Origin of the sequence: Massilia sp. CFBP9026, assembly GCF_034045165.1 — a bacterium.
GTDB classification, from domain to species: Bacteria; Pseudomonadota; Gammaproteobacteria; order Burkholderiales; family Burkholderiaceae_D; genus Telluria; species Telluria arenae.
The window spans coordinates 749,687-776,416 of sequence record NZ_JAXCWH010000001.1 but is presented as its reverse complement, the minus strand read 5'-3'; the positions used below and the strand labels follow the sequence as shown (position 1 = coordinate 776,416).

The window sequence follows — 26,730 nt, the reverse complement described above, 5'->3', positions numbered from 1 at the left end:
GTCGGAACGCTGTCAGTATAGCATGCGTTCGCCTAGCTCCGCCCCGCCGCGCACAAGCGGGCATAGCGCGCCGGCGTCACCCCCACCGCCAGCCGGAAGCGGCGTGTGAAATAACTCTGGTCGGCATAGCCCACCAGCGCCGCCACCTGCGCCAGCGGCAGCCGGCCCTGCCGGATCAGCTCCTGGGCGCGCCGCATGCGCGCCTGCTCGAGCCAGGCGATGGCGCTGGCGCCGGTGCTGCGCCGGAACAGCCGCGCGAAATGAAAGCGGCTGACGTTGGCGACGTTCGCCAGCATCTGCAAGTCGATCTCTTCGCCCAAGTGGGCCTCGATGAACTCCTTCACCCGCTGCAGGCTGCGCGGGTTCAGGCCGCGCGGGGCCGGCGCCAGGGGCGCCAGCTGGCAGTTGAAGCGGTGCACCAGGTGCAGCGCCAGCGCGCTCGACAAAGCCTGGCTCACATAGGCCTGGGCCGGATGCGGCGCGCGCTCGATCTCGGCCAGGAACAGCGCCACGATGCGCTCGACGAAAGGGTCGCGCGCCGAAAAACAGTTGGCCAGCTCGGTGCGGGGCAGCGCGCCGCGCAGCGCCGTCTCGGCCGCCTGCTGCAGCAGCGCCGGCGGCACCCGCATCAGCATGATCGCGCCGGGTCCGTCCCAGGCCCATTCGGACGGCATGCCGCGCGGATGCACGCCGATATTGCCGGGACCGATCATGGCGCTATGGGTCTTGCCGTCGCGCACCTGGGTCAGGCGCACGGCGCCCGAGATGCGCATCCCGATCACGTCCTGCTCGACCACGCCGGAGCCGACGCTTCCCGCCGCGGTCCACTCGTAGACGCTGACGCCGACGCCGCTCCAGGCACTCCCGTGGCTGGACGCGACCGGGGTGGCCAGCAGCCGGTTATCCGGTACAGGTGAAGGGTGCATGACCGCCTCCCACTGATGGCAAGTAAATACCAAATCTTGGCAATAACTTACCACGCCACGGACCATGTTTTAAAGATAATCGCATCAGGTGCTGGCAGCTGCCGCCGACCACCAGACGATACCCCGTCCTTGGCCACACCTCGCTACCTGCTGTTGGTGGCAGCCGCCGGCACCCGATCCGTGACGTTCGACGAGGGAGGATGCACATGCTTATCACTAGCCAGCAGGCGCAAGCGATGATCGACGCGGCGCAGTCGAGGGCCCAGGCCCTGGGCGTACCCGCCGTGATCGCGGTCATCGACGGCGGCTGCCACCTGAAGGCGTTCCAGCGCATGGATGGCGCCCCGCTGGGATCGATCGACATCGCCCTGGGCAAGGCCAGGACCGCGGCCCTGTTCGGATGCAATAGCGAAGACGTCTGGGAATACTGCAAGCCGGGCGCGCCGGCGCCCGGTCTCGAGCTCAGCAACGGCGGGCTCATGACCTTCGCCGGCGGCATTTCGTTCAGGTCCGGGGATGGCGCGGTGGTCGGCGCGGTCGGCGTCTCGGGCGGGGCGGTATCCCAGGACCAGGAGATCGCCCGCGCCGGCGCCGCGGCCTACGCAGTCTGAACCCTTCCTTCTTTTCTCCAACAACAAGGAGTATTCACATGTCCAAGACTATCCTGATCACCGGCGCCGCCGTCGGATTCGGCCGCGGCGCCGCCATCGGCATGGCAAAGAACGGCCATAACATCATCTCCACCGTCCATGTGTCGTCACAGGTGACCGCCTTGCGCGAGCAGGTCCAGGAACTCGGCCTGGCCGACCGCATCCGGGTCGAACGCCTCGACCTGACCGATCCCTACGACATCGACCAGGCGCTGACATGGGACTATGACGTCCTGTGGAACAATGCCGGCATGGGCGAGGCCGGGCCGGTCTGGGAAATCCCGATCGACCTGGTACGCAAGAACTACGAGGTGAACGTGTTCCTCCCGCTCACGCTCACCCAGCGCGTGGTGCGCAAGTGGATCGACGGTGGCCAGCCGCAAGGCAAGAAGGTCGTATTTACCTCGTCGATGGGCGGCCTGTTCACGCCGGCCAACTGGGGCACCTATGTCTCGACCAAGCACGCGCTGGAAGCGATCGCCGAGGCGCTGCAGCAGGAGCTGGCCGCCTACGGGATCCGGATCCAGACCATCAACCCCGGCGCCTACTACACCGGCTACAACGAGACGATGGCGGACAATCCTTTCCGCTGGCTCGACGAGCGCAAGCACCTCACCAGCCGCGCCCAGCTGCGCAAGGGCTTCGACGACTTCTTCGCCACGCCGGAAGGCAAGATGGACCCGAAAGAGATGATCGACCGGATGATCGAGATCGTCCCGGCCGACAGCGGCAAGTTCCGCAACGTGATACCCAAGGTGATCGAGGACATGCTCAAGCAGCACCAGCTGGCCGCCTGGGATAACACGATCTAGGCCATGTCGATCTTTCGAACCCTGTGCCTGGCGGCCCTGCTGCTGGCTGCCGGCACGCCCTTCCCGCTGCGGGCGGGCGATTCCAGCGATGCCAGCGCCGCCATGAAGACAGAGACTGAATCGGCCAACAGGGAAAGCGTGCGCGCCGCCTTCCAGGCCTGGGCCGAGGGCACCGGTGGACCGTTCGCCCTGCTGGCCGACGACGCGCAGTGGACCATCGTGGGGCGCTCGCTGGCCTCGCGTACCTATTCCGACAAGGCCGCCTTCATGAGCGAAGTGATCCACCCCTTCAATGCGCGCATGGCCAAGCCGCTGCGGCCAACCGTGCGCAAGCTGGTCGCGGACGGCGATACGGTGATCGTCTTCTTCGACGCCCAGGGCACGGCGCTCGACGGCAAGCCCTACGTCAACACTTATACCTGGATCATGGAAATGCGCGACGGGCGGGCGCTGCGGGTGTGGGCCTTCTTCGATGCCATCGAGTTCAACGAGCTCTGGACCCGGGTCAAACCTGCCAACCCGCCGCCATGAGCGCCCCTGCCGCCGGCCACACCCAGGCGGCGCCCGTCGAGCTGCTGCCGATCCTGATGCTGCTCGGCGCGGCCGTGCTGGCCGTCCCGCTGTTCAAGCGCCTGGGACTGGGTTCGGTCACCGGCTACCTGGCCGCCGGCATGATCGTCGGGCCATTCGGCCTGCAGGTCATCGCCGATCCCCAGGCCATCCTGCACGTCGCCGAACTGGGCGTGGTGATGTTCCTGTTCGTGATCGGCCTGGAGATGCAGCCCTCGCGGCTGTGGACGATGCGCGGCGAGATCTTCGGCCTCGGCTTCGCCCAGGTGGCCGGCGCCAGCGCCCTGCTCACCGCCTTCGGCATGGTGCTGGGCTTTCCGTTCGCCCAGAGCTTCGTCGGCGGCACCGGCTTCGTGCTCACCTCGACCGCCATCGTCATGCAGATGCTGGAAGAGCGCCGCGTGCGCGGCCTGCCGCGCGGCCGGCGTACCATCGCCATCCTGCTGCTGGAGGACCTGGCGATCGTTCCGCTGCTGGCGGCGGTCGCCCTGCTGGCGCCGGACACCGAACGCATCGCCGGCCGGGAAAGGATCGAAGCACTAGGCATCGGCGCCGCGAGCATCGCCGGCCTGGTGCTGGCCGGGCGCTATCTGCTCGACCCGCTATTCAGGATACTGGGCCAGGCGCGGGCGCGCGAAGTCATGACCGCCGCCGCCCTGCTGGTCGTGCTGGGCGCGGCCTATGCCATGCAGCTGGGCGGCCTGTCGATGGCCATGGGCGCTTTCCTGGCCGGGGTCCTGCTGTCGGAATCGACTTTTCGTCACCAGCTGGAAGCCGACATCGAGCCGTTTCGCGGCATCCTGCTCGGCCTGTTCTTCCTCGGCGTCGGCATGGCCCTCGACCTGGGCGTGATTGTCAGCGGCTGGCAACAGGTGGCGCTGGCCGTGGCCGGCTACATGCTGCTCAAGATGGCGGTCATCTATGGCGTCGCCCGCATGTTCGACCTCGACAACCGCGAGGCGGTCGGCCGCGCCGTGCTGATGGCCCAGGGCGGCGAGTTCGCTTTCGTGCTGTATGCGGCCGCCACCGCCGCTGGCATCCTCGACGCCCGCCAGAACGCCATCCTTACCACCGCCGTCATCGTCTCGATGATCCTGACGCCGTTCCTGATCATGCTGTACGACGCCTTCATGCCGAAGTGGGCGCCTTCGACCGCGTCGGTGACGCCGCCATCGGACCTGTCGGCCAACGTGCTGTTGATCGGCTTCGGCCGTTTCGGCCAGATCGCCAGCCAGCCGCTACTCGAGAACGGCTACTCGCTGTCGATCATCGAGACCAGCACCCAGGCGATCTTCGACCTGGAGCCGCTCGGCTTCAAGGTCCATTACGGCGACGGCACCCGGCTCGACATCCTGCAGGCGGCCGGCGCCATGGAGGCGCGGCTGATCGTGGTGGCGATCGACGACCGCCAGGCCTGCCTCAGGATCGTGGAGATCGCCAGGGCCGAATTCCCGCACACCCCGGTGCTGGCGCGCGCCTTCGACCGCGAGCACGCGCTTGAGCTGATCCGGCTCGGGGTGGACTGGCAGGTGCGCGAAACCTTCGAATCGGCGCTGACCCTGGCCGGCAAGGCCCTCGAACTGCTCGAGCCCGACGCCCGGGTGCGCGACGCGGTAATGGACGCCGTGCGCCGGCGCGATGCCGAACGGCTGGCGATCCAGGTTACCGAGGGGCTATACGCGGCGCCTGGACTGATCCGGAATAATGCGCAAGGCCGTGAGCGCTGAAGCGCGCCAGCCGCCGAGCATGCTTCATCGAGGCGTCATATACTCGGGTTAGACTATCGGCGCAGCATTTTTTTGCGATCCGATACCGGATTTTCCAGGACCGTTCGTCTCCCCATGTAACACATGCTCAAAGATCTGGACGAGTGGTTCATCCACGAGATACTTCCCGTCGAGGGCGCGCTGATGCGCTACCTGCGCCGGAACTGGCGGGATGCGTCCGAATGGCCGGACCTGCGCCAGGAGGTCTACGCGCGCGTGTACGAGGCGGCGCGCGGCGGCTATCCGGAGCGTCCGGCGGCCTTCGTGCTGGCCACGGCGCGCAACCTGCTGATCGACCGCGCCCGCAAGAGCCAGGTGGTGTCGATCGAAGCCTTCGCCGAACTCGACGACATGGCGACCGACGAACTGACGCCGGAACGCCATGCCAGCGGGCGCGCCGAACTGGAAGTGCTGGAAGAGGCGATCGAGGCGCTGCCGCCGCGCTGCCGCGAGGTGGTGGTGCGGCGCAAGGTGGACGGCCTGTCGCAGCGCGAGGTGGCGCAAGAGATGGGGATCACCGAGGATACGGTGGAAAGGCAGATCGCGAACGGCATGCGCGCTTTGGCCGACGCGCTGTTCGCGCGCGGCATCGGCGCTGGCATCGCGAAGCTGGAGCGCAAGCTGCGCAAGAGAGGCACGGATGACTGACACGAACAGGAAGGCCGCGACGGTCGAGGAAGAAGCGGCCGCCTGGCTGGCGCGCCAGGATCGGCGCGACTGGGACGCCGCGCAGCAAGCCGGGCTCGATGCCTGGCTGGCGGCGGACACCCGCCACCGGGTGGCATGGCTGCGCCTGCGCGCCGCCTGGGGTGAGTCAGATGCCCTACGCGGCAGCGAGCGCGCGCCTGCAGCCACGCCGCCCCTGGCACGCTTTTCGCCCTGGCGCATCGCCGCCGGCGTCGCGCTCGCCTGCGCCCTCGGCGCCCAGTTGGCGTCGATGAGGGACGATCACGGCGTGCAGCGCTATGCGACCGCGGTCGGCGAGAGCCGCCTGGTCGCGCTGGCCGACGGCTCGCGCGTCACGCTCAACACCGACACCCGGCTGCGTTCATCGCAGGAGGATGCGCGCACCGTCTGGCTCGATAGCGGCGAAGCCTATTTCGACGTCGCCCACGATCCGGCGCACCCCTTCGTCATCGAGGCGGGCGCCAGCCGCATCACGGTGCTGGGCACCCGTTTCACGGTGCGCCGCGAGGACGGCGGCACCCGCGTGCTGGTAGCCCAGGGCCGGGTGCGGGTCAGCGATGGCGCCGCCGCGGTCGAACTCGCGCCCGACGAGGAAGCGCTGGCCCACGCCGGCGCCATCGCGCGCAGCGTGCACGACGCCGCGCATACCGATCGCCAGCTCGCCTGGCGTGAAGGCCGGATCGTGTTCGACCGGACGCCCCTGGGCGAAGCGGTCGACGAGTTCAATCGCTACAACGCGCGCAAGATCGTCGTCGACAGCCCGGAAGTCGCCGGCATCGTCCTGGGCGGCAGCTTCGCACCGACCAATGTCGACGGTTTCCTGCGCCTGCTCGAACAGGGTTTCGGCCTGCGCACGGAACGGCGCGGCAAGGACGTCGTGATCAGCCGCTGATGTTTTTTTGCGGGCGCCATGCCGGATTTTTCTCGACGGTCCGTCATTGAGGGGAGCAGCACACAATCGAGCCGCATGGCTCCTCTCACACCAGGAAAAACGACGATGGCCCAATCCACCCTCACCACCCTGATCGGCGCGCTGTGCGCCGCCATGTTCTGCGGCGCAGTCCAGGCCCAGGCGATGCCGCTGCAGATCCCGGCCGGCGATCTCAAGACGGCGCTCGACCGCTATGCGGCCCAGAGCGGCGTGCAACTGCTGTACCGCGCCGACGACGTCCAGGGACGCACGAGCCCCGGCGTCCAGGGCAGCCTGGATCCGGCGCAGGCGCTGGCTGGGCTGCTGGCCGGCACCGGCATGGCGACCCGCAAGGATGGCAGCAACGCCATCCTCGTCTTTCGTTCCGGCCAGGACGACGCCGCCACCACCGCCAGCGAAACCGCAGAAAGTGAACTGACCACGGTGACCGTCACCGCCCAGAAGCGCACGCAATCGGCGCAGGCGGTGCCGATCGCCATGACCGCGCTGTCGGCCAAGACTCTGGACGTGCACCGCGTCCAGGGCCTGCAAGACCTGGCGCGCCTGACCCCGGGCCTGCTGGTGTCGAGCTTCAGCCAGGCCAATCCGACGATCGCGATCCGCGGCATCAGCAATACCTTCAACCAGATCGGCGTCAACAAACCGGTGGGCATCGTGGTCGACGACGTCTTCATCCCGCGCAACAGCGCGGCCAGCTTCGAACTGTTCGACCTCGAATCGATCGCCGTGCTCAAGGGTCCGCAAGGCACGCTGTTCGGCCGCAACGTGACCGGCGGCGCGATCGTGATCACCACCCGCCAGCCCGATCCGGCGCAGTTCGCGGCCGAAGCAGAACTCATCGTCGGCAATCATGGCGAGCGCCAGGCCAAGGGCGTGCTCAACGTTCCGTTGTCCAAGAATGCCGCCTTCAAGATCTCGACCTCGCTGCGCAAGCGCGACGGCCTGGGGCGCGATCGCCTGACGGGACGCGAACAGGACGACATCGACAGCCAGAACTTCCGCGCCCAGGCCTATGCCCGCGCGGGCAGCGGCTTCGACGCCACCTTCAGCGCCGACTATGGCGACGACCGCAACGGCGGGCGCACGCTGTCGTCCGACACGCTGGGCAACGACGGCGACGTGCGCACCTCCGAAGTCGGGGTCGAGCAGCGCTTCGCGCGCATCATCGCCGGCCTGTCCGCCAAGCTGGTCTGGCGCCTGGACGCGGGCGAGATCACGTCGATCAGCGCCTGGCGCAAGTCGCAGTCGGGCGAGGATTATTCAGGCGTTGGCGCCCATTACTCGCTGCTGACCGGCGGCAGCCAGAGCATCACCCGCGACGCCGACCAGATCACGACCTTCTCGCAAGAGCTGCGCTATGCAAGCCCCAAATGGGCGCGCGGCGACTTCGTGGCGGGCCTTTATTTTGCCGACGAGAATGGCGATCGCCAGCTCGGCGTGCGCGGCCTGGCCGCCGGCACGGGCCTGCTGGCCAGCTCTACGCTCGCCGAGCAGTCAGTCGACAGCCGCAGCGCCGCGGTGTTCGCCGACGGCACGCTGCACCTGACGGACACGCTCGACCTGACCGTCGGCGCGCGCACCACGCGCGACCGCAAGCGCGTCAGCCTCGTGCGCAGCGACCTGGTGCGGCCGGCGAACGGCTGGCGCGTCGATGGCCTGGCCCACAGCTGGACCGAGACCACGCCGCGCGCGGTGCTGAGCTGGACGCCCCGCAGCGGCCTGATGGCCTACCTGAGCGCCAGCCGCGGCTTCACCAGCGGCGGCTACAACGCCGATGCCACCAGCGTCGCGGCCTTCAGCATGCCCTTCGACCCGGAAACCGTGACCAATACCGAACTCGGGCTCAAGTCGCAATGGCTGCAGAACCGGGTGCGCCTGAACGCCGCCCTGTTCCGCATGAAGTATCGCGACAAGCAGGAGTTCGTCAACAATACCCTGACCGGCATCCTCTCCATCGTCAATGCCGGCAAGGCCAGCGTCGACGGCGCCGAAGTCGAACTGGCCTGGAAGGCAGCGTCCTGGCTCGACCTGTCGGCCAGCTTTGGCTACCTCGACGGGCGCTACGACCGGTTCGTGGTCGGCACCGTCAACAATAGCGGCAACCCGCTGTCGAATTCGCCGCGGCGCCAGGCCGGCCTGGCCGCCAACTTCAGTTATCCGGTCTCGTTCGGCTATCTGGTCGGCGCCGCCAGCTATGCGTGGAAGGACAGCTACAACACGGGCGCCGCCAACGACCCCAACCTGCAGCTGCCCGGCTTCGGCCTGGCCAACCTGTCGGCCGGCGTCGAGTCGCCCGACCGCAGCTGGCGCCTGTTGGCCTGGGTCAAGAATGCGAACGATACCGACTACCTGCTGACGCGCTCGACCCAGGTCGTGCGCGCGCGCTACGCCGGCGAGCCGCGCACCTTCGGCCTGAGCCTGACGGGACGCTTCTGATGGCCGCCCCGTCGATGCAGCGCCGGGCGCTGCTGGCGGCGCTGCTGGCCGGCCCGGCCTGGCATTGGCCGTCGTCCGCGCTGGCCACCGCCGGCGAGGTGCCCGACCGGCTTGGCGAGCGCCTGGCGCCCTGGAAGCCCGGCTGGCTGGACATCCACCACATCGCCACCGGCCGCGGCAACGCGAGCTTCGTCCTGCTGCCGGACGGCACCAGCCTCCTGATCGATGCCGGCGCCTCGTCGAACGCCCTCGACGTCTCGGTGGCGCCGCGTCCCGACGCCAGCCGCCGTCCCGGGGAGTGGATCGGCCGCTATGCGGCACGCCACCTGCGCCGGGCCGGGCTGGACGGCATCGATTACCTGCTGGCGACCCACGTGCATCCGGACCATACGGACGGCGTCGCCGACGTCGCCGAGCAGCTCCCGGTGCGCACCGTGATCGACCGCGGCTTTCCCGACTACGCCTATCCGCAGCGCGTCGACGCTCCGTTCGCCGCCGGCTACCGGGCCTGGGTCACGGCGCGGCGCGCGGCCGGGCTGGCGGTCGAGCGGTTCCGGGTCGGCAGCGCCAGCCAGGTCGCGCCACGCGGCCATCGGCCGGGCGTGCCGGACTGGGAAGTCCGCACGGTGGCCGCCAATGGCGTGGTCTGGACCGGCCAGGGCGAATCGACCCGTTCGCTGTTCCCGGACCTGGCTACCCTGCCGTGCGCCGACTGGCCCAATGAGAACCAGTGCTCGGCGGCGCTGCGCATCGGCTACGGCCCGTTCAGCTATTTCACGGGCGGCGACCTGACCAGCTATACGGCCGACGGCTCGCTGCCATGGCAGGACGTGCTGGGGCCGGCGACGCGCGCGGCCGGCTCCGTCACCGTGGCCACCGCCGACCACCACGGGATGTTCGACGGCCTGGACGGCGACATCGTGCGCAGCCTGCGGCCACGGGTGTGGGTGATCCAGTCCTGGCACATCGCCCACCCGGACATGCTGCAGCTCGAGCGCATGTTCAGCGAGCGCCACTATCCAGGGCCGCGCGACGTGTTCGCCACCTCCGTGATGCGCGAAAACCTGCTGGCCAACGGTCGCCTGACGCGGCGCCTGCGCAGCCACGACGGCCACGTCGTCGTGCGGGTGGCGCCGGGCGGCGGCCACTTCCATGTGGCGGTCACCGGCAACGCCGACGAGGCCGATATCGTGCAACTGGCGACGGCGCACATGGCACCTTGAGCACTGCGCCTTGTCATATGGGTGACACACCGTGGCGCTAGACTGGGCCGGTCACCCGGTGTTTTTTCTCGTGAACGGCCGCTCATCCGCCGGCCCCGCACCGGGCGGATTTTCTTGTTCCCTGAGGATGCATTCATGCCTACCGCCCAACCTACCGATCTCACCCGCCGCGTGCAGCGCGACCTCACCGACAGCTACGACGAAGAACTCGAGCTGGAACTCGACGACCGCGACCTCGACCCGGACACGCTGCTGCCCTCGCCTACCCGCAGCGAGCAGGAGAAGGAAAGCCGACGCCAGTATTTCCATGAGCTGTTCCGTCTGCAGGCCGAGCTGGTCAAGCTGCAGGACTGGGTCGTGCACACCGGCCACAAGGTCGTGATCCTGTTCGAAGGCCGCGACGCCGCCGGCAAGGGCGGCGTCATCAAGCGCATCGCCCAGCGCCTCAATCCCCGTGTGTGCCGGGTGGCCGCGCTGCCGGCGCCGAACGACCGCGAGCGCACCCAGTGGTATTTCCAGCGCTACGTCTCGCACCTCCCGGCAGCGGGCGAGATCGTGCTGTTCGACCGCAGCTGGTACAACCGCGCCGGCGTCGAGCGCGTGATGGGCTTCTGCACCGACAGCCAGTACGAGGAATTCTTCCAGACGGTGCCGGAGTTCGAGCGCATGCTGGTGCGCTCCGGCATCCAGCTGATCAAGTACTGGTTCTCGATCTCGGACGAGGAACAGAACGCGCGCTTCCTGAGCCGCATCCACGATCCGCTCAAGCAGTGGAAACTGAGCCCGATGGACCTGGAATCGCGCCGGCGCTGGGAAGAATACACGCGGGCCAAGGAAATCATGCTCGAGCGGACCCACATTCCCGAAGCGCGCTGGTGGGTGGTGCAAGGGGTGGACAAGAAGCGTGCGCGCCTGAATTGCATCCATCACCTGCTGCAGCAGATGCCCTACGTCGAGGTCGAGCGGCCCGTGATTGCGCTGCCGGAACGGGAATACCACGACGATTACGTGCGGCGGCCGGTGCCGCCCGAGATCATCGTGCCGGAGGTGTTCTAGCCCACGGCCGGCGCGCAGCCGGCCTGTGGTCGGTCACAGAAGCGGAGCGACGAATTTCTGTCCAGGAACTGTTCTTTTTGCTAAGCTTCACATCGGTTTTCCGCGTGGCGATCCCATCACGCCGGCCTCCTGGACTTGACCGATGACCTTGCAAGAACATTCTGAGACAGATTTCCCTGCGCGGGCGGACGACGACGATGCAGCGCTCGAAGCGTTGCGGCAGCACAGCGTCGGCATGGGCGGCCCCGCCAGCGGACCGGACTGGCAACGCCAGGTGCGGGCCCTGTACCGGCGCGGCATCTCGATCGAGACCGCGCTGCAATTCCTGTATCGCCAACGCCCGAACCGGCAGGTGTTCGAGACCTGGCTGCTGGAGACCGGCCGGCCGCAGCCGGCCGTCCCGGATGCGGCGGCCTGCATCGAGGATGGCGCACTCTCTGCGGCCCAGCGCGCATTCTGGGACCGCCATGGCTATCTCGTGCTGCCGGGGGTCGTCCCGCGCGCGCAGTGCGAGGCGGCGTGCCAGGCAATCTGGGACTTCCTCGGCGCCAGTGCCGACGATCCCGGCTCCTGGTATCGCGAGCATCCCGGCAAGCGCGGCATGATGCTCGACTTCTACGACCATCCGGCGCTGGCGGCCAACCGCGCCGCGCCGCTGGTACGGCGCGCCTGCGAACAGCTGTACGGCAGCACGGCGATCTACCCGTCCATCGACAAGGTCAGCTTCAATCCACCCGAGGACGGCGGTTCGCGCTTCCAGGGCAGCCCCCTGCACTGGGATGCAAGCCTGTCCCTGCCGATGCCGTTCCGGCTGCAGGGATTGCTGTACCTCGGCGATTGCGGGCCGCTCGATGGCGCCTTCCACTGCGTTCCCGGCTTTCACCGGCGTCTGCCGGAATGGCTGGCGCGGGTGCCGGCAGGCGTCCACCCGCGCGACTGGGCGCTGCGCGACCTGGAGCCGACCGCGGTGCCGGGCCAGGCTGGCGACTTCCTCCTGTGGCACCAGGCCCTGCCCCATTGCGCCACGCCCAATCGCGGCACGCTGCCGCGCATGGTGCAATACCTGACCTACCTGCCCGACACCATCGACCATCAAGCACAGTGGATCTGACCATGAACGACACGACGAACGACGAGCTCGCGCGCCTGCGCGCGATTGCCCGCGCCATCCTGGCCACCGGTTCCGACCTGCACGCGGCCATCGGGCCGGTCCAGGACCTGCGCCAGCTCGCCGAACGCCTGTCCACCATGGACAGATCGGTGCAACGCAATATCTGCGACGGCGAGAGCTGGCTGCCGTCCGGGCTGGCGGTGTCGCCGCTCACGGCCGCCCTGTGTGCGCACGAAGTATTGCGCAGCGCCGCCTTCATCCAGGGCGCGTCGCGGGCCATGGAACAGGCGGCAAAGCGCTGCCAGGGACGTCCGGTGCGGGTGCTGTACGCCGGCTGCGGACCGTTCGCCTTCCTGCTGCTGCCCCTGCTGGCGCTGTGGTCGACGGAGCGGGCGACCTTCACCATGCTCGACATCCATGCCGACGCGCTGGCGCCGGCGCGCAGGCTGGTGGCGGACCTCGGCCTGGATGCGGGCGTGACGTCCTGGATCCAGGCCGACGCCGCGACGATCCGGCTCGACCCGGCCGCCCTGCCGGACGTGATCGTCAGCGAAACCATGAGCGCGGCCCTGAAGCGCGAACCACAGGTGTCGATCGCCCGCAACCTGCTCGCCCAGGCCCCGGGCGCGTTGATGGTGCCGGCCTCGGTGCGGGTCGACTGCGCGCTGAGCGAACGGCCGGACGCGAGCACCGTCTGGCGCGACGGCGTCCGCCTGGGGCAGGTGTTCGCGCTGGACGCGGCCGCCGCGACGGCCTGGGACGCCGAGGTGGACGGCGCGCTGCCGGCGGCCACGTTCACCATTCCGGCCGATATCGCGCCGCTCACCACGCTGCGCCTGTTCACCGACATCACGGTCTTCGACGGCATCGGCCTGACCGGGGGCGACTGCAGCCTGAACACGCCGCGCTACCTGCCGGGCAAGCCGCTGTTCGCCGCCGGCCAGAAGGTGCGCTTTTACTACCGCCTGGGCGCCGACCCGGGCCTCGACTACGCCGTGCTGCCGGGCTGACGGCGCCCATGTGCCGAAGCCGGCTTTGTCATCCGGCGCAAATGCCGACCGGCCTGCGCGCCGGCAGCCTCACCTGCGCCACCAGGCCGCCTTCGGGATGGTTGCGCAATTCCAGCCGGCCGCCATGCGCCTCGACGATGCCGCGTGCGATGCCCAGTCCCAGTCCCATGCCGCCATCGTTGCTGTCGCGCCCATGGGCCAGCCGCACATAGGGATCGAACAGGCTGGCCAGCGCGTCCTCCGGCACGCCCGGCCCGTGGTCACGCACCTCGACCACAACGCTGCCCGGCTCCTCGCGCACCGCGATTGCGGCACGGGCGCCATAGAACAGCGCATTGTCGAGGAGGTTGCCCAACGCCCGCTTGAGCGCCAGCGGCTTGCCGCGCACCGTGATGCCGGACGGCTGGTAACCCACCTCGTGGCCGGCCAGCTGCGCGCTCTTGACCATCCGCCCCAGCAGCGCGTCGAGGCGGATATCGGCCGGATTCTCGTGGATGTCGCTGTCCTTCACGCACTGCAACGCGCCCTTGACCATCATGTCCAGTTCATCCAGGTCTTCCTCGAAGTCGTTGCGCAAGGCATCGTCGTCGAGCAGTTCGGCGCGCAGTTTCAAGCGCGTGATCGGCGTGCGCAGGTCGTGCGAGATCGAGATGAACAGGCGTTCGCGGTCCTCGATGTAACGGGCGATGCGCTCGCGCATGGCGCCGAAGGCACGCGCCGTGTTGACGAACTCGCGGCTGCCGGTTTCGGGCAATGGCGGACTGGCGTCGTCGTGGCCCTGGCCGACGGCGGCGGCGGCATCGGACAACGCTGCCAGCGGCCGCGTGATCGAGCGCACGACCAGCAGGCAAAGCAGCAGCACCACGGCCAGCGACAGCGCCTGCGGCATCAATCGGTCCCAACTGAACGGGTCGCTGCCGCTCAGGAAGTAAGGATTGGGCATCAGCGCCGCCATGTACAGCCAGTTTCCCGGTTCGATCTCGGTCTGGATCACCAGGATCGGGGCCGGATCGGGCTGCAGCAGCAGCACGTGCTGGACCCAGGCGTTCGGCAAGTCTTCCAGGCGCACGTCGTGCTCGGCCACCACCAGCCGGTCTGGCCAGGCGAAAGCCAGCCGGAACCCCGGCGAATTCGGCAGGTCGCCCTTGAGCGTCGCGGCCACCGTGGCGATCGCCTTGTCGGCCAATGGATGCGGCGCGATCTGCTCGACCGGCACGTAGGCATGGTTCAGGTTGACGAAGAAGCGCGTGCCGCCCATCTCGCGCAACTGCTGGATGATCAGCGCGCGGTAGGCCGGCGGCAGGCTGCGAAAGAAGCGGATCGCGCCGGCCGCGCTGTGCGCCACATATCTGGCAGCCGACTGCGTCTCGACCTGCGACTTGTAGCGCAGCTGGCTGGCCCAGATCGCGCTGGCCGCTATCTGCGTGACGAGCAGGCCCGCCGCCATCACCAGCATCAGGCGACCCAGCAGCGAGGCCGGCACCAGGCGCCGCAGAAGCCCGTCAGACACTGGACACGCTGACGTCGGCCGAGAACACATAGCCTGCGCCGCGCACGGTTTTGATCAGCGCCGGCTGCTTGCCGTCGTCGTTCAGCCGCAGCCGCAGGCGGCTGACCTGGACGTCGAGCGATCGGTCGGTCGGGCCGACGTCGCGCCCACGCGTCTCCTCGCACAGCAGGCCGCGGTCGAGGACGATGCCGGGATGCTCGACGAAATACTTCAGCAGCTGGAAATCGAGCCCGGTCAGCGCCACCTGGGCGCCATCGGAATCGAGCACCTTGCGCTCGGTGAGGTCGAGCGTGAAACCCACGAAGCGGTAGTAGCGCGCGGCAGGCGCCTCTACCGCCGAACGGCGCAGGATCGCCTTGATGCGAGCCAGCAGCTCGCGCGGGCTGTAGGGCTTGGCGATATAGTCGTCGGCGCCCAGCTCCAGGCCGACGATGCGGTCGGTCTCGTCCGAGCTGGCGGTGAGCATGATGATCGGCACATTGGAGCGCTGGCGCACCTGGCGGCACAGCATGAAGCCGTCGGTATCGGGCAGCATCACGTCCAGGATCACCAGGCACAAGCCGTCGGCCTGGGCCTGCAGCGCGGCCAGGAAGCTCTCGCCGTCATGCGACAGGATTACCTCGTACTGGTTCTTCTCCAGGTAGGTCTTGAGCAGTTCCCGGGTCTTCTGGTCATCGTCCACGATCAGTATCTTGCGCACCTGCCACTCCAAGAGGTTTGAGATTGAATAGCCGGAACAGCGCGCCGAGGCGGCGCTGGGCCTGGGACGGCGGCACCCTGTCGTCCAGGAAGAAGCGGTGCACCTCGGCGATGATCGCGTCGCGGCTCGCTTCGTCGAGCGCCATGCGGTGCACCAGGCTGGGCGCCTGCACCGCGGCGCCGCGCGCGAACACGGTCCACGATTGACGCGCGCAGCTGTCCATCGTGCCCGGGTCGGCATCGCGCCGCACCGGCACCCCGCCCTTGAGCGCATTGAAGCCGGCTTGCACGACGGGCGCCACCATCAGCCGCGCCATCTTTTCCTGGGCCGCCATCTGGCGATAGTCGCCCGCGAACATGGCCAGCGTGTCGACGCTGTACAGGTGATAGCCGGCGGTATCGGGCGCCGCGGCGCAGCCGAAGTCGCGGTCCGGCAGCGCCTTGAACTCGGCCAGTTCGGCCTTGGCCCAGTCGCCCATGATCATCATGCCGGCCTGGCCGCGCGCGAAACGGCGCACCACCTCGGGCCAGGGACGCTCGTCGATCTCGTCCTGCAGCCAGCCCTTGATGGTGCGCAGGCGCAGCAAGGCCTCGTGGGTGCGACGGTCGGCCGCCGCGGCCGGGCTGCGCTGCACGAACAGTTCGCGGTAGAAGGCGGGCCCGCTTTCGGCCAGCACCAGGTTCTCGAACAGGGCCGCCACCTGCCAGGCCTCGCTGCTCTGGGCCAGCGGCGCCACGCCGGCCGCGCGCAGGCGCCGCGCCACCTCTTCGAACTGGCGCCAGGTGACGGGCGGCGTCAGGCCGAGACGGGCGAACAGCGGGCGGTTGTAGTACAGCGTATTGACGCGATGAATGCCGAGCGGCGCCGCCACCACGTGGCGACGGTGGACGACGAGCTGCTGGATGGTCGGGAACAGGAAGCCGGCCCAATCGCCAGAATCTGCGACCTTGTCGAGTTCGAGCAACAGGCCCAGGTCGGCCCACTCGGCGATCGACGGGCCGATCAACTGGGTCACTTCAGGCGCATCGCCGGCCAACACCCTGCCCTTGAGGACCTTGCCGGCGCCAAGGCCGGCGCCGCCAGGAATGGCGGCGTCCTGCCAGGCGATGCCTTCGTCGGCGAGCCGGGTCGCCAGCATGTCGGCGGCCTTGCGTTCGCTGGCCGAGGTCCACCAGTGCAGGACTTGCAGCCCAGGGCCGGGGGTGGCGACAGATGGCGCGGCGGCGCAGGTGCAGGCCAGGGCCAACGCCCATCTCATGACACCAGGCCAGGCCACTTTCTTCATCGACGCCATCACCCACGATCCCGCTGAAAGCACCGATTATAACAAGCGTATCAGCGCCGTTCGATACTGGCGACGTGGCCCATCCTGCCGTTGCGGTCGAAGGCCGCGGCGCGGATCGTGCCACGCGCCGCGATCGGGCCGTTCACGACCGGACTGCTCGCATTGGGCATGCTGCCATCGACCGTGTAACGCAGCACCATCCCGGGCAGAACGTGATTTACCTTCACCTGCCCGCCCTCTTCGATCATCCCCGGCGGCGCGATGCGGTAAGCGACCTTCGAACCATCCAGGTCGAGGCGCGGCAGCACGCGCTGGCCGAGGGCGTTGACGAAGCCGGTCCAGGCGGCACGGTGCAGCAGGTCCGCTTTCGCCGCATCGTTCTCGCGGGCCCAGGCCGGATCCGCAGCCCAGCCGCGCTCGGCCACCGCCACCAGGCGCGGCATCACCAGGTAGTCGATGCGCGCCGGGTCGAGCACGGTCTCGACGAACAGATTGGCCTGCAGGCCGCGCACGCGGCGCTTGCCGTAGTCGGTCAGGCGGTCCTTGCCGATGCGCGCGGCCTCGGGCGCATTCTTGTTGATGTCGAGCGGGATGAAGTCGTGGACGGTGTCCAACTCCACGTAGGCGCCCCAGTTCACGCCATGTTCGTCGGGATTGGCGTTATGGGCCATGTCCATATACATGCGCGTCACCGGCGTCAGCACGATGTCGTACCCGGCATTGGCCAGGCGGTAGGCCAGGTCTTCGTTGCCCGTGGTGTTATTCCACACATAGGCCGAGAAACCGCGTTCGGGGAAACGCGGATTCGGGATCAGCTTGGGCCGGCCGTCGAGCATCGTCTGGCGTGCGGCCAGTTCTTCCCAGCCCGACATGAACACGCCATGCTTGCGCAGGATGCCATCGACACGGTCATAGAAATAATCCCACAGGTCGACCACGGTTTCCAGATTGTGTTTCTTCATCATGGCGGCGCTGACGGGCGACTTTTCCCAGGCGCCGTGGGCCAGCTCGTCGCCGCCCATGTGGATGGTCGACAGCGGCACACCGGCCTCGCGGTGCAGCTTGACCACCTCGTCCACCACGTGCTCGATGAAGGTGTAGCTCGACTCATGGCCCGGGTTGATCACATTGTCGCCGAACAGCTGCGGCGAGTTGTACACCGAACGGTCTTCGAGATCGTTGAGCAGGTACTTCGCGTAGTCCGGATCGCCAGCCGCCTTCAGGCGGTGGTAGCGCGATTCCATCGCCTGCACGGCGGCGCGCGCGTGGCCCGGCATCTCGACCTCGGGGATCACCTCGATGTGGCGCGCCTGTGCATAGCGCAGGATGTCCTTGTACTCGTCGCGGGTGAAGTAACCGCTGCCGCTGGGGTCCTTCGGGTCGGGTCCTGAGCCATAGGCCGGTTGCAGGCGCACGCCGGGCTTGGCGGCATGGCCGCGCACGGCGCCGATGTCGGTCAGCTCGGGCAGGCCGGCGATCTCGAGGCGCCAGCCTTCGTCGTCGGTCAGGTGAAAGTGGAATTTGTTCAGCTTGAAGCGCGCCATCAGGTCGAGCCACTTGAACACGGTGTCCTTGCCATGGAAGTTGCGCGACACGTCCAGCATGAAGCCCCGGTAGCCGAAGCGCGGAGCATCGACGATGGTCAGTTCGGGCAGCGCCGGCGACTTCGTCCCCGGCAGCGGCATCAGGTCGCGCAGCGACTGCAGGCCGTGGGCCACGCCGGCCGCGCTGTTGCCGACGATGGCGATGCCGCCATTGGCCGCGATCGTCAGGCGGTAGGCTTCGGGCGACGTCTGGCCGGGCACGCTGCCCACGGAGAGTCGCAGCGCAGGACCGCCGCTGGCCGGCAGGTCAGCCGGGAACAAGGAGCGCGCCAGCGCCGCCTCGTTGGCAAGGTTCGATGATGCTTCCACCTTAGGCTTGCCCTTGAGCGCCAGCGTGCCCTTCCCGGCATCGAGCTGCAATGGCGTCGGCAAGACTTTCGGCACGGCGGACGCGGGAAGCAGCGCGGCGCGCGCGTTGCGCTCGTAGGTATCCTGCGCGGTGACCAGCGAATGCGGGCTGTCCTTGACGCCGGCTTGCGGCGGCTGCGCCAGCGGCACCACGCTGTAGGCAAGCGCGACACCGGTATCCGGCGCGGCGTCGTACACCAGGTAGGGGCCGGACGGCGCCTTCGACGAGGTGTAGACCGAATCCGAATGCTGGTAGTCGAAGGCGATCGTCTGTCCCGCCGCCAGGCCCTTGAAGCCGGGGCCCGGATACAGGCGGAACAGGCCGCCGGCGATCTGCTCGAGCAAAAGGCCGCTCGACTGCACGCCCTTGGGCATGCGGTCGATCGCGTTGAAATATAGCGACCAGCCCTGCGCCGGTAATGCCTGGGTGTCGCGATTGGTCAGCGTGAAGCGCGCCGGCGATGTCCCTTTCGAAAGCTGTGCACTCGCCACGGGACGCTGCAACTCCCACTGCAGGTGCAGCTTCGCGCCGTTCGCCACGGCGCCGGCGGATGTCGCCGCGGCCTGCGCCTCTTGCGCCGTCGCCGGCAGCGCGAAGGCCATCATGGCCGCCATCAGGGTCGACGCCACGGCGCCGCCAACCATCTTTGTCTTGCCCAAGTGTCTCTCCTTATCGCGCAGATGCGCGCTCGTCCATATCATTTTTGCCCTGGTCGGCCTTGCTCGACCCTGTTCTGCAGCCTCACGGCGCCATCGCTCGGCGCCAGGCTGCCGTTCAACACCTGCGAAGTCACGGCCCACAGTTCGACCTCCATGCTCGGCTGACCGCGATTGAGCACCTGCGCATTGACGCGGATCGTCGAGGCGCAGCGCTTGCGCCATTCGGCCATCTGCTTGGCCACCGGGTCGCGCACCGCGATCAGATGGTGCGACAACGTGAAGAAGCCGGTCAGGCGATTGGTGTACAGGTCGGCGAATTCCTGCGACCCCACCCAGGCCATGAATTTGTAGGCGTCTTCCTTGTTCTTGGAATTGCGGTTCACGCCCAGCCCCAGGTCCATGTGGTCCGAGATGTGGCAGGCATGGCCCTGCCTGGGCAGTGGCGGCGGGAACACACCCAGGGCCAGGCCCGGTGTGCGGCTGAAGTGCGCGATGTCCCACGATCCGGCCGGGTAGATCGCCGCACCGCCCGATGCGAACCTGGCCTGGCTGGCCGCATAGGTCTGCTTCGTCGCGCCTGCCGGAAGGTAGCGGCCCAGGCGCGCCGTGAAATCGAGGGCATCGACGAAGGGCTGGTCGGTGAGCTTCGCGCGCCCGGCGATCAGGGCTTTGCGCCCCTCCTCGCCGCGCCAGAAATTCGGGCCGATATTCGTGTAGACGATCTGGCTCGACTCCCACTGCTCGGCCGTGCCCAGCGCCAGCGGCGTCACCCCCGCCTTTTTCAGGACGTCGAGCACGCGGAAGAAGTCGTCCACCGTGCGCGGCGGCTGCAGGTCGTGACGCCGGAAGATATCCTTGTTATAGAAGAAGCCGTGGATGACGGAAGCCACCGGCATGCAGAAGGTGTCCTTGCCGTCGTCGGTCTGCCAGGCCACCAGGCTCGACTGATCGAAATTCTGCAGGCCCGGCTTGCCATTCAGGCGATCGAGGTGCCCACCCCGGTACAGCGCCAGCGACAGGTCGAACGGCCGGCATGCGATCAGGTCGCCCGCCGTGCCCCTGGCCAGGCGCGCGCCCAGTGCGGCGTCGTAGCCGGTCGGCGCGGTCGGCGCGAATTTCACCGTGACGTCGGGATGGTGGCGCGCGAAGGCCGGTAGCAGGACGTTTTCCCACAAGGCCTTGTCGTCCACGCGCCAACTCTCGATCACCAGCGTGCCGGCGCTGGCAGGCAGCAGCAGCGCCGCCAGCAGCGCGCCGGGCATGCCCTTCAGGATCCCTCTCACCCGTGCTGCCCCGCCGCGCCGCGCTTGGCCTTGGGCGCCGCGAACAGCCGCTCGATCTCCTCCAGCGACTTGCCGCGGGTTTCGGGCAGGAAGAAGGTGGCGGTAATGAAGTAAATGGCGGTGCAGGCGCCCCAGAACAGGAACATCATGTGGTAGCCGAAGTGGCCGACGATCGGCAGGAAGGCGCCAGCGATCAACGTGCCCGTCCCCTGGTTGATCAGCAGCGCCACGCCCATGCCCACCGACCGGATCCGGGTCGGCATCAGCTCGGACAGGGCCAGCCACACGCACACGCCGGGGCCGATCGAGAACGAGGCGATGAAGAAGGCGATGAACAGGGCCGCCAGCTGGCCGCTGCGTTCGTCCGGCGTGGGCCCGACGGTGGCGCGCACGATCTCCAGCGGCACGCCGTCCGGCGCGCCCTTCGGCGGCTGCACCGATACCCGCTGGGCCATGTACACGCGGCGGGCGGCGTCGAGCGTGGTTCGCGCCTCGGCCGGTAGGCCCGCGATCATCTGCTGGGCAGCGTCCAGCGCCGCCGGGTCGCCGCGGCCGCTCCACGCTGCTCGAGCACCGTCGAGCAAGGTGCGCTGGGCTGGCGGCAAGGTCGCCGCCAGCGCCGCCTCGCGCGCCAGCACGGCCTGGGCTTCGGCGGTCGGCGTATAGGCTTCGGCCACCTGCTGCGCATCGCCATACTGATACAGGATCGTCAGTTGCACCGGGCCGGCGGCATTGCCCAGCTTGGCGTCGACCAGGTTGAGGTCGAGCGCATTATTACGTACCAGCGCCGCCACCTCGGCGTGCACGTCGACCCGCTCCGACTCGAAGCGGTGGAACAGCAGCGCCAGCAGGCATAGCGAGACCATGATGCCGGCGGTGCCGATCTTGAGCAGGAAGACGCGCCCCTTGCGCTCGACCAGCACGATGGCCCCGACCGTCATCACCATGTTCAGGATCTTGATCGCCGTGCCGTGGCTGGCCGCGCTCACCGGATCGAGGCCGGCATGCTGCAGGATGGTGGACATGAACTGCAGCAGCGAGTTGATGCCGGTCGCCTGGTTGCAGCCCAGGATCACGCAGGCCAGCACGAACGGCAGCACATAGCGCCGCTCGGTCAGCATTTCGGTCAGGGCGGCGCCGCGCGACAGCTTCGGGCGCGCGCGTTCTTCGGCCAGCGAGGTCTGGATCTCGTCGACCTCGATTGCACAGGCACTGGCCGGACGCAGGCGCCCCAGCACGGCGCGCGCCTGTTCGGTGCGGCCCTTGCGCATCAGCCAGCGCGGCGACTCGGACACGAACAGGCAGCCAAGCAGGAACAGCGCGCCGGGATACACGACCGCCATGAACATGCTGCGCCAGGCGTGGTCGGCGGCCGCGGTCGCGGCGACGGCGTCGCTGCCGGCGGCCTGGATCGCCAGTTCGGCGTTGCCCAGGTAGTGGTTACCGATGAAGGCGGCCAGCACGATGCCGGCCGTGAGAGCAAACTGGAACAAGGCAAGTCCGCGGCCGCGCCTGTCGGCCGGCAGGCATTCGGCCAGGTACAGCGGCACCACGACCGCGATCACGCCGCCGGATAAACCTTGCAGCAGGCGCCCGAGCAGCAGCGGCACGAAGGATTGCGACAGGTAGATCACGGTGACGCTGCCGACGAACAGCAATGCGCTCACCACCAGCATGGGCTTGCGGCCTAGCCAGTCGGCCAGCATGCCGGCCACCACCGAGCCGAGGATCGAGCCGGCCATCACGGCCGCCACCACCAACGACAGCTGGCCTTCGGTCAGGCTTGTCGCCCGGTGCAGGTAGGGCAAGGCGGGATCGATGATCCCGATGTCGATCCCGTACAGCAGCCCGCCAAGGCCGCAGATCGCCGTCAGGAAGAACAGGTGCATGCGTTGCTTGTTTTCGTTGGCCATTCCTTGCCTTTGCCTTGATCGATGCTTCGTGTTCCAGGAGCGCAGCCGCCCGGTCTCCGGCGCGCGGCTGCGTCCTGCCGTCTACTACTGGAGATTACCAGCTCGTACCGACCCGCAGTCCAAACATGCGCGGATCGTTGTAGGACGCCAGCGTGAAGCGCTCGTCCGGGCCGCCGATGCCGGCCCAGGTCTTGGCGCGCTTGTCGAAGGCGTTGCGCACGTACAGCTCCGCATACCAGGGGTAGCGGTCGCCGTCCGGTCCATTCAGGCGCAGCGAGCCATCCACCTGGGCATAGGCGCCCTGCACGCTCGACAGGTGGGCTTCGTCCAGGTTGCGCAGGTTGAAGAACATCTTGTCCTGCCAGCGCGCCTGGACCCACGGCGTCAGCATCCAGCCATTACTGAAGTGGAAGTCCTGCGAGAAGCTCAGGTTCATCGTGCGCGGCGGCGAATACGGCAGGCGGTTGCCGACCACATTGTATGGACGCAGCTGGGACAGGGAGGTATCCGGACCGGAGTAATAATCCGGGCATGGCGTGATGCCCTGGGCCAGGCGCGAGCCGCAACCCAGGTCGTCGCTGAAGGTATGGTAGTCGGCCACCTTGGCCGAAAGGAGCGAGGCCGAATAGGTGAGCCGCGCGTCACGCCATGGGCGGTACTGGCCTTCCAGTTCGAGCCCCTTGATGTTGGCGCGGCCGATATTGCGGGTCGACCACCAGCTGATCACCGCATTGCACCCCGGCTCTTCCGCGGCGCAAGGACGCTTGTTCTGACCGACCGTGTGCTGGCCCGTCATCTGCATGTCCTTGTAGCGGCTGTAGAACAGGGTGGCCGACAAGGTCAGGCGATCGTCCAGCATCTTGCCCTTGTAGCCGAACTCCAGGTTGGTGACGGTCTCGGGGCTGTACGGCAGGAAGGAATACTGCGGGCCGCTCGGGCCGGTGGCGCAGTCATACGGCACGCCGTTCGGGTCCAGCATATTGCCGCACAGGTTGAAGCGGTCGTTGAAGCCGCCGGCCTTGTAGCCGGTCGACAGCGAGGTGTAGAACATATTGCGCGCATCGACCTGCCAGGTCAGGCCCAGGCGGCCGGTGGTCTTGCGCCAGGCGTCCTTGTGGTTGCTGATCGAGGCCGCGGCCGGGAAGGCGCCGCTGCCGTAATAGGCGCCCATGCCCGGCAACAGCATGCTCGAATCGATACCCTGCCAGCCCGGCGTGCCCGGGGCGCCAGGCGTGTACAGGCCATTGAAATAGTCGGTGCCATAGGCTTCCCAGAACTGGCCGTTGGCGTCCTCGCGCTCGTCGCGGCTGGTGCGCACGCCGGCGGTGAAGGTCCATTTGGGGATGAATTCCCAGTCGGCCTGGGCGAAGACGGCCTTCGATTCCGAGATGCGGTGCGGCTGGTGGTAGAAGTTCGCGGTCGGATAGCCATTGGGGCCGCCGCCGCGGAAGTCCTGGCCGTAGTCGAGGGTGTTCTTTTCTTTCATGTAGAACAGGCCGGCCACGTAGCGCAGCTTGCCGAAGTTCTGGCGCAGCTGCAGCTCGTGCACGTCGGACGCGAATTTCGAGTTCAGCGTGTACGTGCCGTTGTCATACACCGGCCAGCGGTCGCCGATGCTGGTGGCGGTGGCGTCCACGTCGGCCTCGATTGGATGGTAGCCGCCGTCGCTGTCCTGCTGCTGGAAGCGGCGCTGGATCGCATGCGCATAGCTGTACTCCACGTCCGTTTGCGCATTGACGTTCCACACCAGGTTCGAGCGTGCGGTGCGGATCGACATATCGGTGATGCCAGGGATGTTGATCGCCACGCTGTACTTGCCCCCGGTACAGGCATACGCTGTGCCAGCGGCCTGGTCGCAATCCTTCATGGCGATGTCGCCGGCGTCGTTGTTCTGGTAATTCTCGAACGCCACCAGCCATTGCAGATTGTCGGTCACCTTCCACAGGCCCGAGATGCGGGCGGCCCACTGGTCGCGGTTGGTGTAGTAGTCGCCTTTGCCCACGTCGCGGTTCAGGCGCTGGTCGGTGTCGGGAATGCCGTCGGCGTAGAAGCCCTTCGAGGGCATATTGACGTCGTAGTCGTCGCGCCGCTGGTCGATCCAGCCGTCGCGCTTGACGCCGCTGGCGGTGAGGCGCAGCGCGAAGCGATCGTTGACCGGCAGGTTCTGCACGACCGAAAGCTGGCGCTGGTTGTAGTTGCCGACGTCCAGCATCACATTGCCCTCACTGCTGCCGATGACCGGCTTGTTCGGGATGATGTTGATGCTGCCGCCGGTCGAGTTGCGGCCGAACAGCGTGCCCTGGGGGCCGCGCAGCACTTCCAGGCGATCCAGGTCGAACAGCAGCGCCAGTGCGCCTTGCGGACGCGGCGAATAGATGCCGGCCACGTGCAGGCCGACAGCCGGGTTGCCGATCTCGGTGAAATCCGAATTGGACACGCCGCGGATCGCGATCTGCACGCCCGAGCTGCCGTCGACCGCGCCGCCCAGCTGCAGGTTCGGGATGTCGCCGGTCAGCGCCTTGATGTTGACCACGCCCTTGCGGGTCAACTCTTCCTGGGTCACGGCGGAGACGGCGACCGGCGTCTTCAACAGAGAAGTGCTGTAGCGGGTGGCGGTGACCATCACTTCCTGGATGGTGTCCGGGGATGGCGGCGGCGCTTCCGTCACCGCCTCCTGCGCCGACACGGGAGCGGCCAGCAGCGCCATGGCGCCGGCAACGGCGGAACTGATCAAGGTCTTCCTGCGGTTCGATTCAAGCATGCTGTTTTCCTTTTGGTAGCGTGACGGTCATGCCGTCATCTCGAGTGATCCCACCTGGCTGTGTGCTGCTGTCGTTTCCACTTTCTTCGTTGCATGTTTTGACAGTAGCACCGTTGCCAGAGCAGGCCAAACGAGGCCGCCGACCGCGCCGAAATAATCATAAGCATCTGATTTTTATACGATTTCGTTTCAGGCGCCCATCCGGTGCTTACACTTCTTTACGTTGCGCCGGATTTTTCTCCGGGAAATCCCTGAGGCATGGGATTTCAAGCGAGGCAAGTATTCAAAACCTTACAATTCATTACAGAGCACTGTGCCGTAATTGCAACAAGGTGCTCAGAGCTTGACGTAGATGCCGCGCCGGTCCATCGCATACGCCACGATCCAGCAGGCCAGCATGTACCCCAGCGCGAACAGGAAGGACGCCAGGACAGGCTCGGTCCAGGGCAGGATCGCCTCCTGGTACAGCCACTGATACAGCGACATGCCGCCCACCCGCAGGCGCACCAGCGCCACCACGCCGAGCGTCGACAGCATGTAGATGAACAGCGTGTTCTTGCCGAAAACGTCGAAGAAGTAGGTCCCGGCGCGCAGCCCTCGCATATCGATCGCCCACACCAGCACGGCCAGCAGCATCAGGTTCCAGCCAACGCTGACCACGACGTAGGAGCTGGTCCACAGCTTCTTGTTGATCGGGAGGACGGCATCCCAGCCGTGGGCAACCAGGATGCAGGCGGCGCCCGCCGCGAGCAGCGTCGCCACCGTGCGCAGGCTGCGGCCATTGCGCCCGATCCAGGCGACGGCAAGGTAGCCGCCAAGGACATTGACGACGGCCGGCAAGGTGCTCAGGATGCCTTCCGGGTCGAAGGGCATGCCGTCGCCCGTGTACATATGCGAGGCGCCCAGCACGGCCAGGTCGAGCGTGCGCACGGCGTTGCCGGCCAGGGAGTAGTCGCCGAACTGCCGCAGCACCCACCAGTAGCCGAGCAGCAGGACCGCGCCGGCAGCCAGCGCGCCGCGCACGCCGCCGTAGCGCACGACCAGGGCCGCAATCAGGTAGCACAGGCCGATGCGCTGCAGGACGCCCATGATGCGGACGTCATCGAAGGGGATGAAGGCGCCGTCGGGCGTGTAGAACGGGAACCAGTACAGCAGGAAGCCGCACAGGAAGATCAGGGCCCCGCGCCGGAACACCGTGCGCAGGAAGGACGCATCGTCCATGGCCGCCAGCTTCTTCATGCTCAGGGAGAGCGCACAGCCCACCACGAACAGGAAGGATGGGAACACGAGGTCGGTCAGCGTGTAGCCGTGCCAGGGCGCGTGCATCAGCGGCGCGTACTGCGCGCCCCAGCTGCCTGGCGTGTTCACGACGATCATCAGGGCCAGGGTCAGGCCGCGCAGGACGTCGATCGAAAGATTGCGGGAAGTGGTCGAAGGTGGCATCTCGGGGTTTCCGTGTGACGTGACGGTTTCGACCGTAACACGCGG

General features: G+C 67.6%; 20 protein-coding genes. 11 read left to right on the top strand and 9 right to left on the bottom strand.

All coding sequences use genetic code 11. The annotated features are described in order from the left end of the window. Positions 1-32: 32 nt before the first annotated feature. Positions 33-926 carry an AraC family transcriptional regulator gene (locus SOM28_RS03150; protein WP_320467164.1) on the bottom strand — a complete coding sequence of 298 codons (894 nt, stop codon included), beginning with the start codon at positions 924-926 and terminating at the stop codon, positions 33-35. A 206-nt stretch (positions 927-1,132) separates the two neighbouring features. Here SOM28_RS03150 and SOM28_RS03145 point away from each other — a divergent pair, with 206 nt between their 5' ends. From SOM28_RS03145 to SOM28_RS03095, 11 genes are all read left to right on the top strand, one after another. Continuing rightward, positions 1,133-1,537, top strand: a complete 405-nt coding sequence (locus tag SOM28_RS03145; RefSeq protein WP_320467163.1) for a GlcG/HbpS family heme-binding protein — start codon at positions 1,133-1,135, stop codon at positions 1,535-1,537. Between the two features lie 38 nt (positions 1,538-1,575). Further along, the gene (locus SOM28_RS03140; RefSeq protein ID WP_320467162.1) at positions 1,576-2,388 is read left to right on the top strand and encodes an SDR family oxidoreductase; all 813 of its coding nucleotides are present in this window, start codon (positions 1,576-1,578) and stop codon (positions 2,386-2,388) included. 3 nt (positions 2,389-2,391) lie between these two features. Continuing rightward, positions 2,392-2,919, top strand: a complete 528-nt coding sequence (locus SOM28_RS03135; RefSeq protein WP_320467161.1) for a nuclear transport factor 2 family protein — start codon at positions 2,392-2,394, stop codon at positions 2,917-2,919. Beyond that, positions 2,916-4,685, top strand: coding sequence for a monovalent cation:proton antiporter-2 (CPA2) family protein (locus tag SOM28_RS03130; RefSeq protein ID WP_320467160.1), 1,770 nt, complete (start codon positions 2,916-2,918; stop codon positions 4,683-4,685). Before SOM28_RS03135 ends, SOM28_RS03130 begins: the two co-directional genes overlap by 4 nt. A gap of 123 nt (positions 4,686-4,808) precedes the next feature. Beyond that, positions 4,809-5,372, top strand: coding sequence for an RNA polymerase sigma factor (locus SOM28_RS03125; RefSeq protein ID WP_320467159.1), 564 nt, complete (start codon positions 4,809-4,811; stop codon positions 5,370-5,372). Next, positions 5,365-6,303 (top strand): FecR family protein, encoded by a 939-nt coding sequence (locus SOM28_RS03120; protein WP_320467158.1) that lies wholly within the window; start codon positions 5,365-5,367, stop codon positions 6,301-6,303. The genes SOM28_RS03125 and SOM28_RS03120 overlap by 8 nt, the downstream gene beginning before the upstream one ends. 105 nt (positions 6,304-6,408) lie before the next feature. Beyond that, complete coding sequence (locus tag SOM28_RS03115; protein ID WP_320467157.1) at positions 6,409-8,778, top strand: TonB-dependent receptor; 2,370 nt, start codon at positions 6,409-6,411, stop codon at positions 8,776-8,778. Next, a complete protein-coding gene (locus SOM28_RS03110; protein WP_320467156.1) occupies positions 8,778-10,001 on the top strand; it encodes a ComEC/Rec2 family competence protein in 1,224 nt (407 codons plus the stop codon). Before SOM28_RS03115 ends, SOM28_RS03110 begins: the two co-directional genes overlap by 1 nt. A gap of 135 nt (positions 10,002-10,136) precedes the next feature. Further along, positions 10,137-11,057, top strand: a complete 921-nt coding sequence (gene ppk2, locus SOM28_RS03105; RefSeq protein WP_320467155.1) for a polyphosphate kinase 2 — start codon at positions 10,137-10,139, stop codon at positions 11,055-11,057. Between the two features lie 142 nt (positions 11,058-11,199). Further along, positions 11,200-12,168, top strand: a complete 969-nt coding sequence (locus tag SOM28_RS03100; RefSeq protein WP_320467154.1) for a phytanoyl-CoA dioxygenase family protein — start codon at positions 11,200-11,202, stop codon at positions 12,166-12,168. A 2-nt stretch (positions 12,169-12,170) separates the two neighbouring features. Further along, on the top strand, positions 12,171-13,178 hold the full coding sequence (locus SOM28_RS03095; RefSeq protein ID WP_320467153.1) for an SAM-dependent methyltransferase: 1,008 nt from the start codon (positions 12,171-12,173) through the stop codon (positions 13,176-13,178). 28 nt (positions 13,179-13,206) lie between these two features. Here the strand turns inward: SOM28_RS03095 and SOM28_RS03090 are convergent, their stop codons facing one another. From SOM28_RS03090 to SOM28_RS03055, 8 genes are all read right to left on the bottom strand, one after another. Next, positions 13,207-14,718, bottom strand: a complete 1,512-nt coding sequence (locus tag SOM28_RS03090; RefSeq protein WP_414675126.1) for an ATP-binding protein — start codon at positions 14,716-14,718, stop codon at positions 13,207-13,209. Then, positions 14,681-15,388, bottom strand: a complete 708-nt coding sequence (locus SOM28_RS03085) for a response regulator transcription factor (protein WP_320467152.1) — start codon at positions 15,386-15,388, stop codon at positions 14,681-14,683. Before SOM28_RS03085 ends, SOM28_RS03090 begins: the two co-directional genes overlap by 38 nt. Then, positions 15,360-16,646 carry an ABC transporter substrate-binding protein gene (locus SOM28_RS03080; protein WP_229414829.1) on the bottom strand — a complete coding sequence of 429 codons (1,287 nt, stop codon included), beginning with the start codon at positions 16,644-16,646 and terminating at the stop codon, positions 15,360-15,362. The genes SOM28_RS03085 and SOM28_RS03080 overlap by 29 nt, the downstream gene beginning before the upstream one ends. A 77-nt stretch (positions 16,647-16,723) precedes the next feature. Then, the gene (locus SOM28_RS03075) at positions 16,724-19,285 is read right to left on the bottom strand and encodes a family 20 glycosylhydrolase (RefSeq protein ID WP_320467151.1); all 2,562 of its coding nucleotides are present in this window, start codon (positions 19,283-19,285) and stop codon (positions 16,724-16,726) included. Between the two features lie 38 nt (positions 19,286-19,323). Next, a complete protein-coding gene (locus SOM28_RS03070; protein WP_320467317.1) occupies positions 19,324-20,547 on the bottom strand; it encodes an ABC transporter substrate-binding protein in 1,224 nt (407 codons plus the stop codon). Positions 20,548-20,564: 17 nt separating this feature from the next. Continuing rightward, the gene (locus tag SOM28_RS03065; RefSeq protein ID WP_320467150.1) at positions 20,565-22,481 is read right to left on the bottom strand and encodes an MFS transporter; all 1,917 of its coding nucleotides are present in this window, start codon (positions 22,479-22,481) and stop codon (positions 20,565-20,567) included. 94 nt (positions 22,482-22,575) lie between these two features. Continuing rightward, complete coding sequence (locus SOM28_RS03060; protein WP_320467149.1) at positions 22,576-25,242, bottom strand: TonB-dependent receptor; 2,667 nt, start codon at positions 25,240-25,242, stop codon at positions 22,576-22,578. Positions 25,243-25,578: 336 nt separating this feature from the next. After that, positions 25,579-26,685 (bottom strand): acyltransferase family protein, encoded by a 1,107-nt coding sequence (locus SOM28_RS03055; RefSeq protein ID WP_320467148.1) that lies wholly within the window; start codon positions 26,683-26,685, stop codon positions 25,579-25,581. Between the last annotated feature and the right edge of the window lie 45 nt (positions 26,686-26,730).

Excerpts from the sequence above, each read along its gene's own strand:
- SOM28_RS03135 (WP_320467161.1), top strand. The coding sequence starts at position 2,392 with ATGTCGATCTTTCGAACCCTGTGCCTGGCGGCCCTGCTGCTGGCTGCC.
- SOM28_RS03140 (WP_320467162.1), top strand. The coding sequence starts at position 1,576 with ATGTCCAAGACTATCCTGATCACCGGCGCCGCCGTCGGATTCGGCCGC.
- SOM28_RS03070 (WP_320467317.1), bottom strand. The coding sequence starts at position 20,547 with ATGCCCGGCGCGCTGCTGGCGGCGCTGCTGCTGCCTGCCAGCGCCGGC.
- SOM28_RS03150 (WP_320467164.1), bottom strand. The coding sequence starts at position 926 with ATGCACCCTTCACCTGTACCGGATAACCGGCTGCTGGCCACCCCGGTC.
- SOM28_RS03090 (WP_414675126.1), bottom strand. The coding sequence starts at position 14,718 with ATGTGTTCTCGGCCGACGTCAGCGTGTCCAGTGTCTGACGGGCTTCTG.
- SOM28_RS03130 (WP_320467160.1), top strand. The coding sequence starts at position 2,916 with ATGAGCGCCCCTGCCGCCGGCCACACCCAGGCGGCGCCCGTCGAGCTG.
- ppk2 (WP_320467155.1), top strand. The coding sequence starts at position 10,137 with ATGCCTACCGCCCAACCTACCGATCTCACCCGCCGCGTGCAGCGCGAC.
- SOM28_RS03080 (WP_229414829.1), bottom strand. The coding sequence starts at position 16,646 with ATGAGATGGGCGTTGGCCCTGGCCTGCACCTGCGCCGCCGCGCCATCT.
- SOM28_RS03055 (WP_320467148.1), bottom strand. The coding sequence starts at position 26,685 with ATGCCACCTTCGACCACTTCCCGCAATCTTTCGATCGACGTCCTGCGC.
- SOM28_RS03060 (WP_320467149.1), bottom strand. The coding sequence starts at position 25,242 with ATGCTTGAATCGAACCGCAGGAAGACCTTGATCAGTTCCGCCGTTGCC.
- SOM28_RS03110 (WP_320467156.1), top strand. The coding sequence starts at position 8,778 with ATGGCCGCCCCGTCGATGCAGCGCCGGGCGCTGCTGGCGGCGCTGCTG.
- SOM28_RS03120 (WP_320467158.1), top strand. The coding sequence starts at position 5,365 with ATGACTGACACGAACAGGAAGGCCGCGACGGTCGAGGAAGAAGCGGCC.
- SOM28_RS03115 (WP_320467157.1), top strand. The coding sequence starts at position 6,409 with ATGGCCCAATCCACCCTCACCACCCTGATCGGCGCGCTGTGCGCCGCC.
- SOM28_RS03125 (WP_320467159.1), top strand. The coding sequence starts at position 4,809 with ATGCTCAAAGATCTGGACGAGTGGTTCATCCACGAGATACTTCCCGTC.
- SOM28_RS03100 (WP_320467154.1), top strand. The coding sequence starts at position 11,200 with ATGACCTTGCAAGAACATTCTGAGACAGATTTCCCTGCGCGGGCGGAC.
- SOM28_RS03065 (WP_320467150.1), bottom strand. The coding sequence starts at position 22,481 with ATGGCCAACGAAAACAAGCAACGCATGCACCTGTTCTTCCTGACGGCG.
- SOM28_RS03095 (WP_320467153.1), top strand. The coding sequence starts at position 12,171 with ATGAACGACACGACGAACGACGAGCTCGCGCGCCTGCGCGCGATTGCC.
- SOM28_RS03145 (WP_320467163.1), top strand. The coding sequence starts at position 1,133 with ATGCTTATCACTAGCCAGCAGGCGCAAGCGATGATCGACGCGGCGCAG.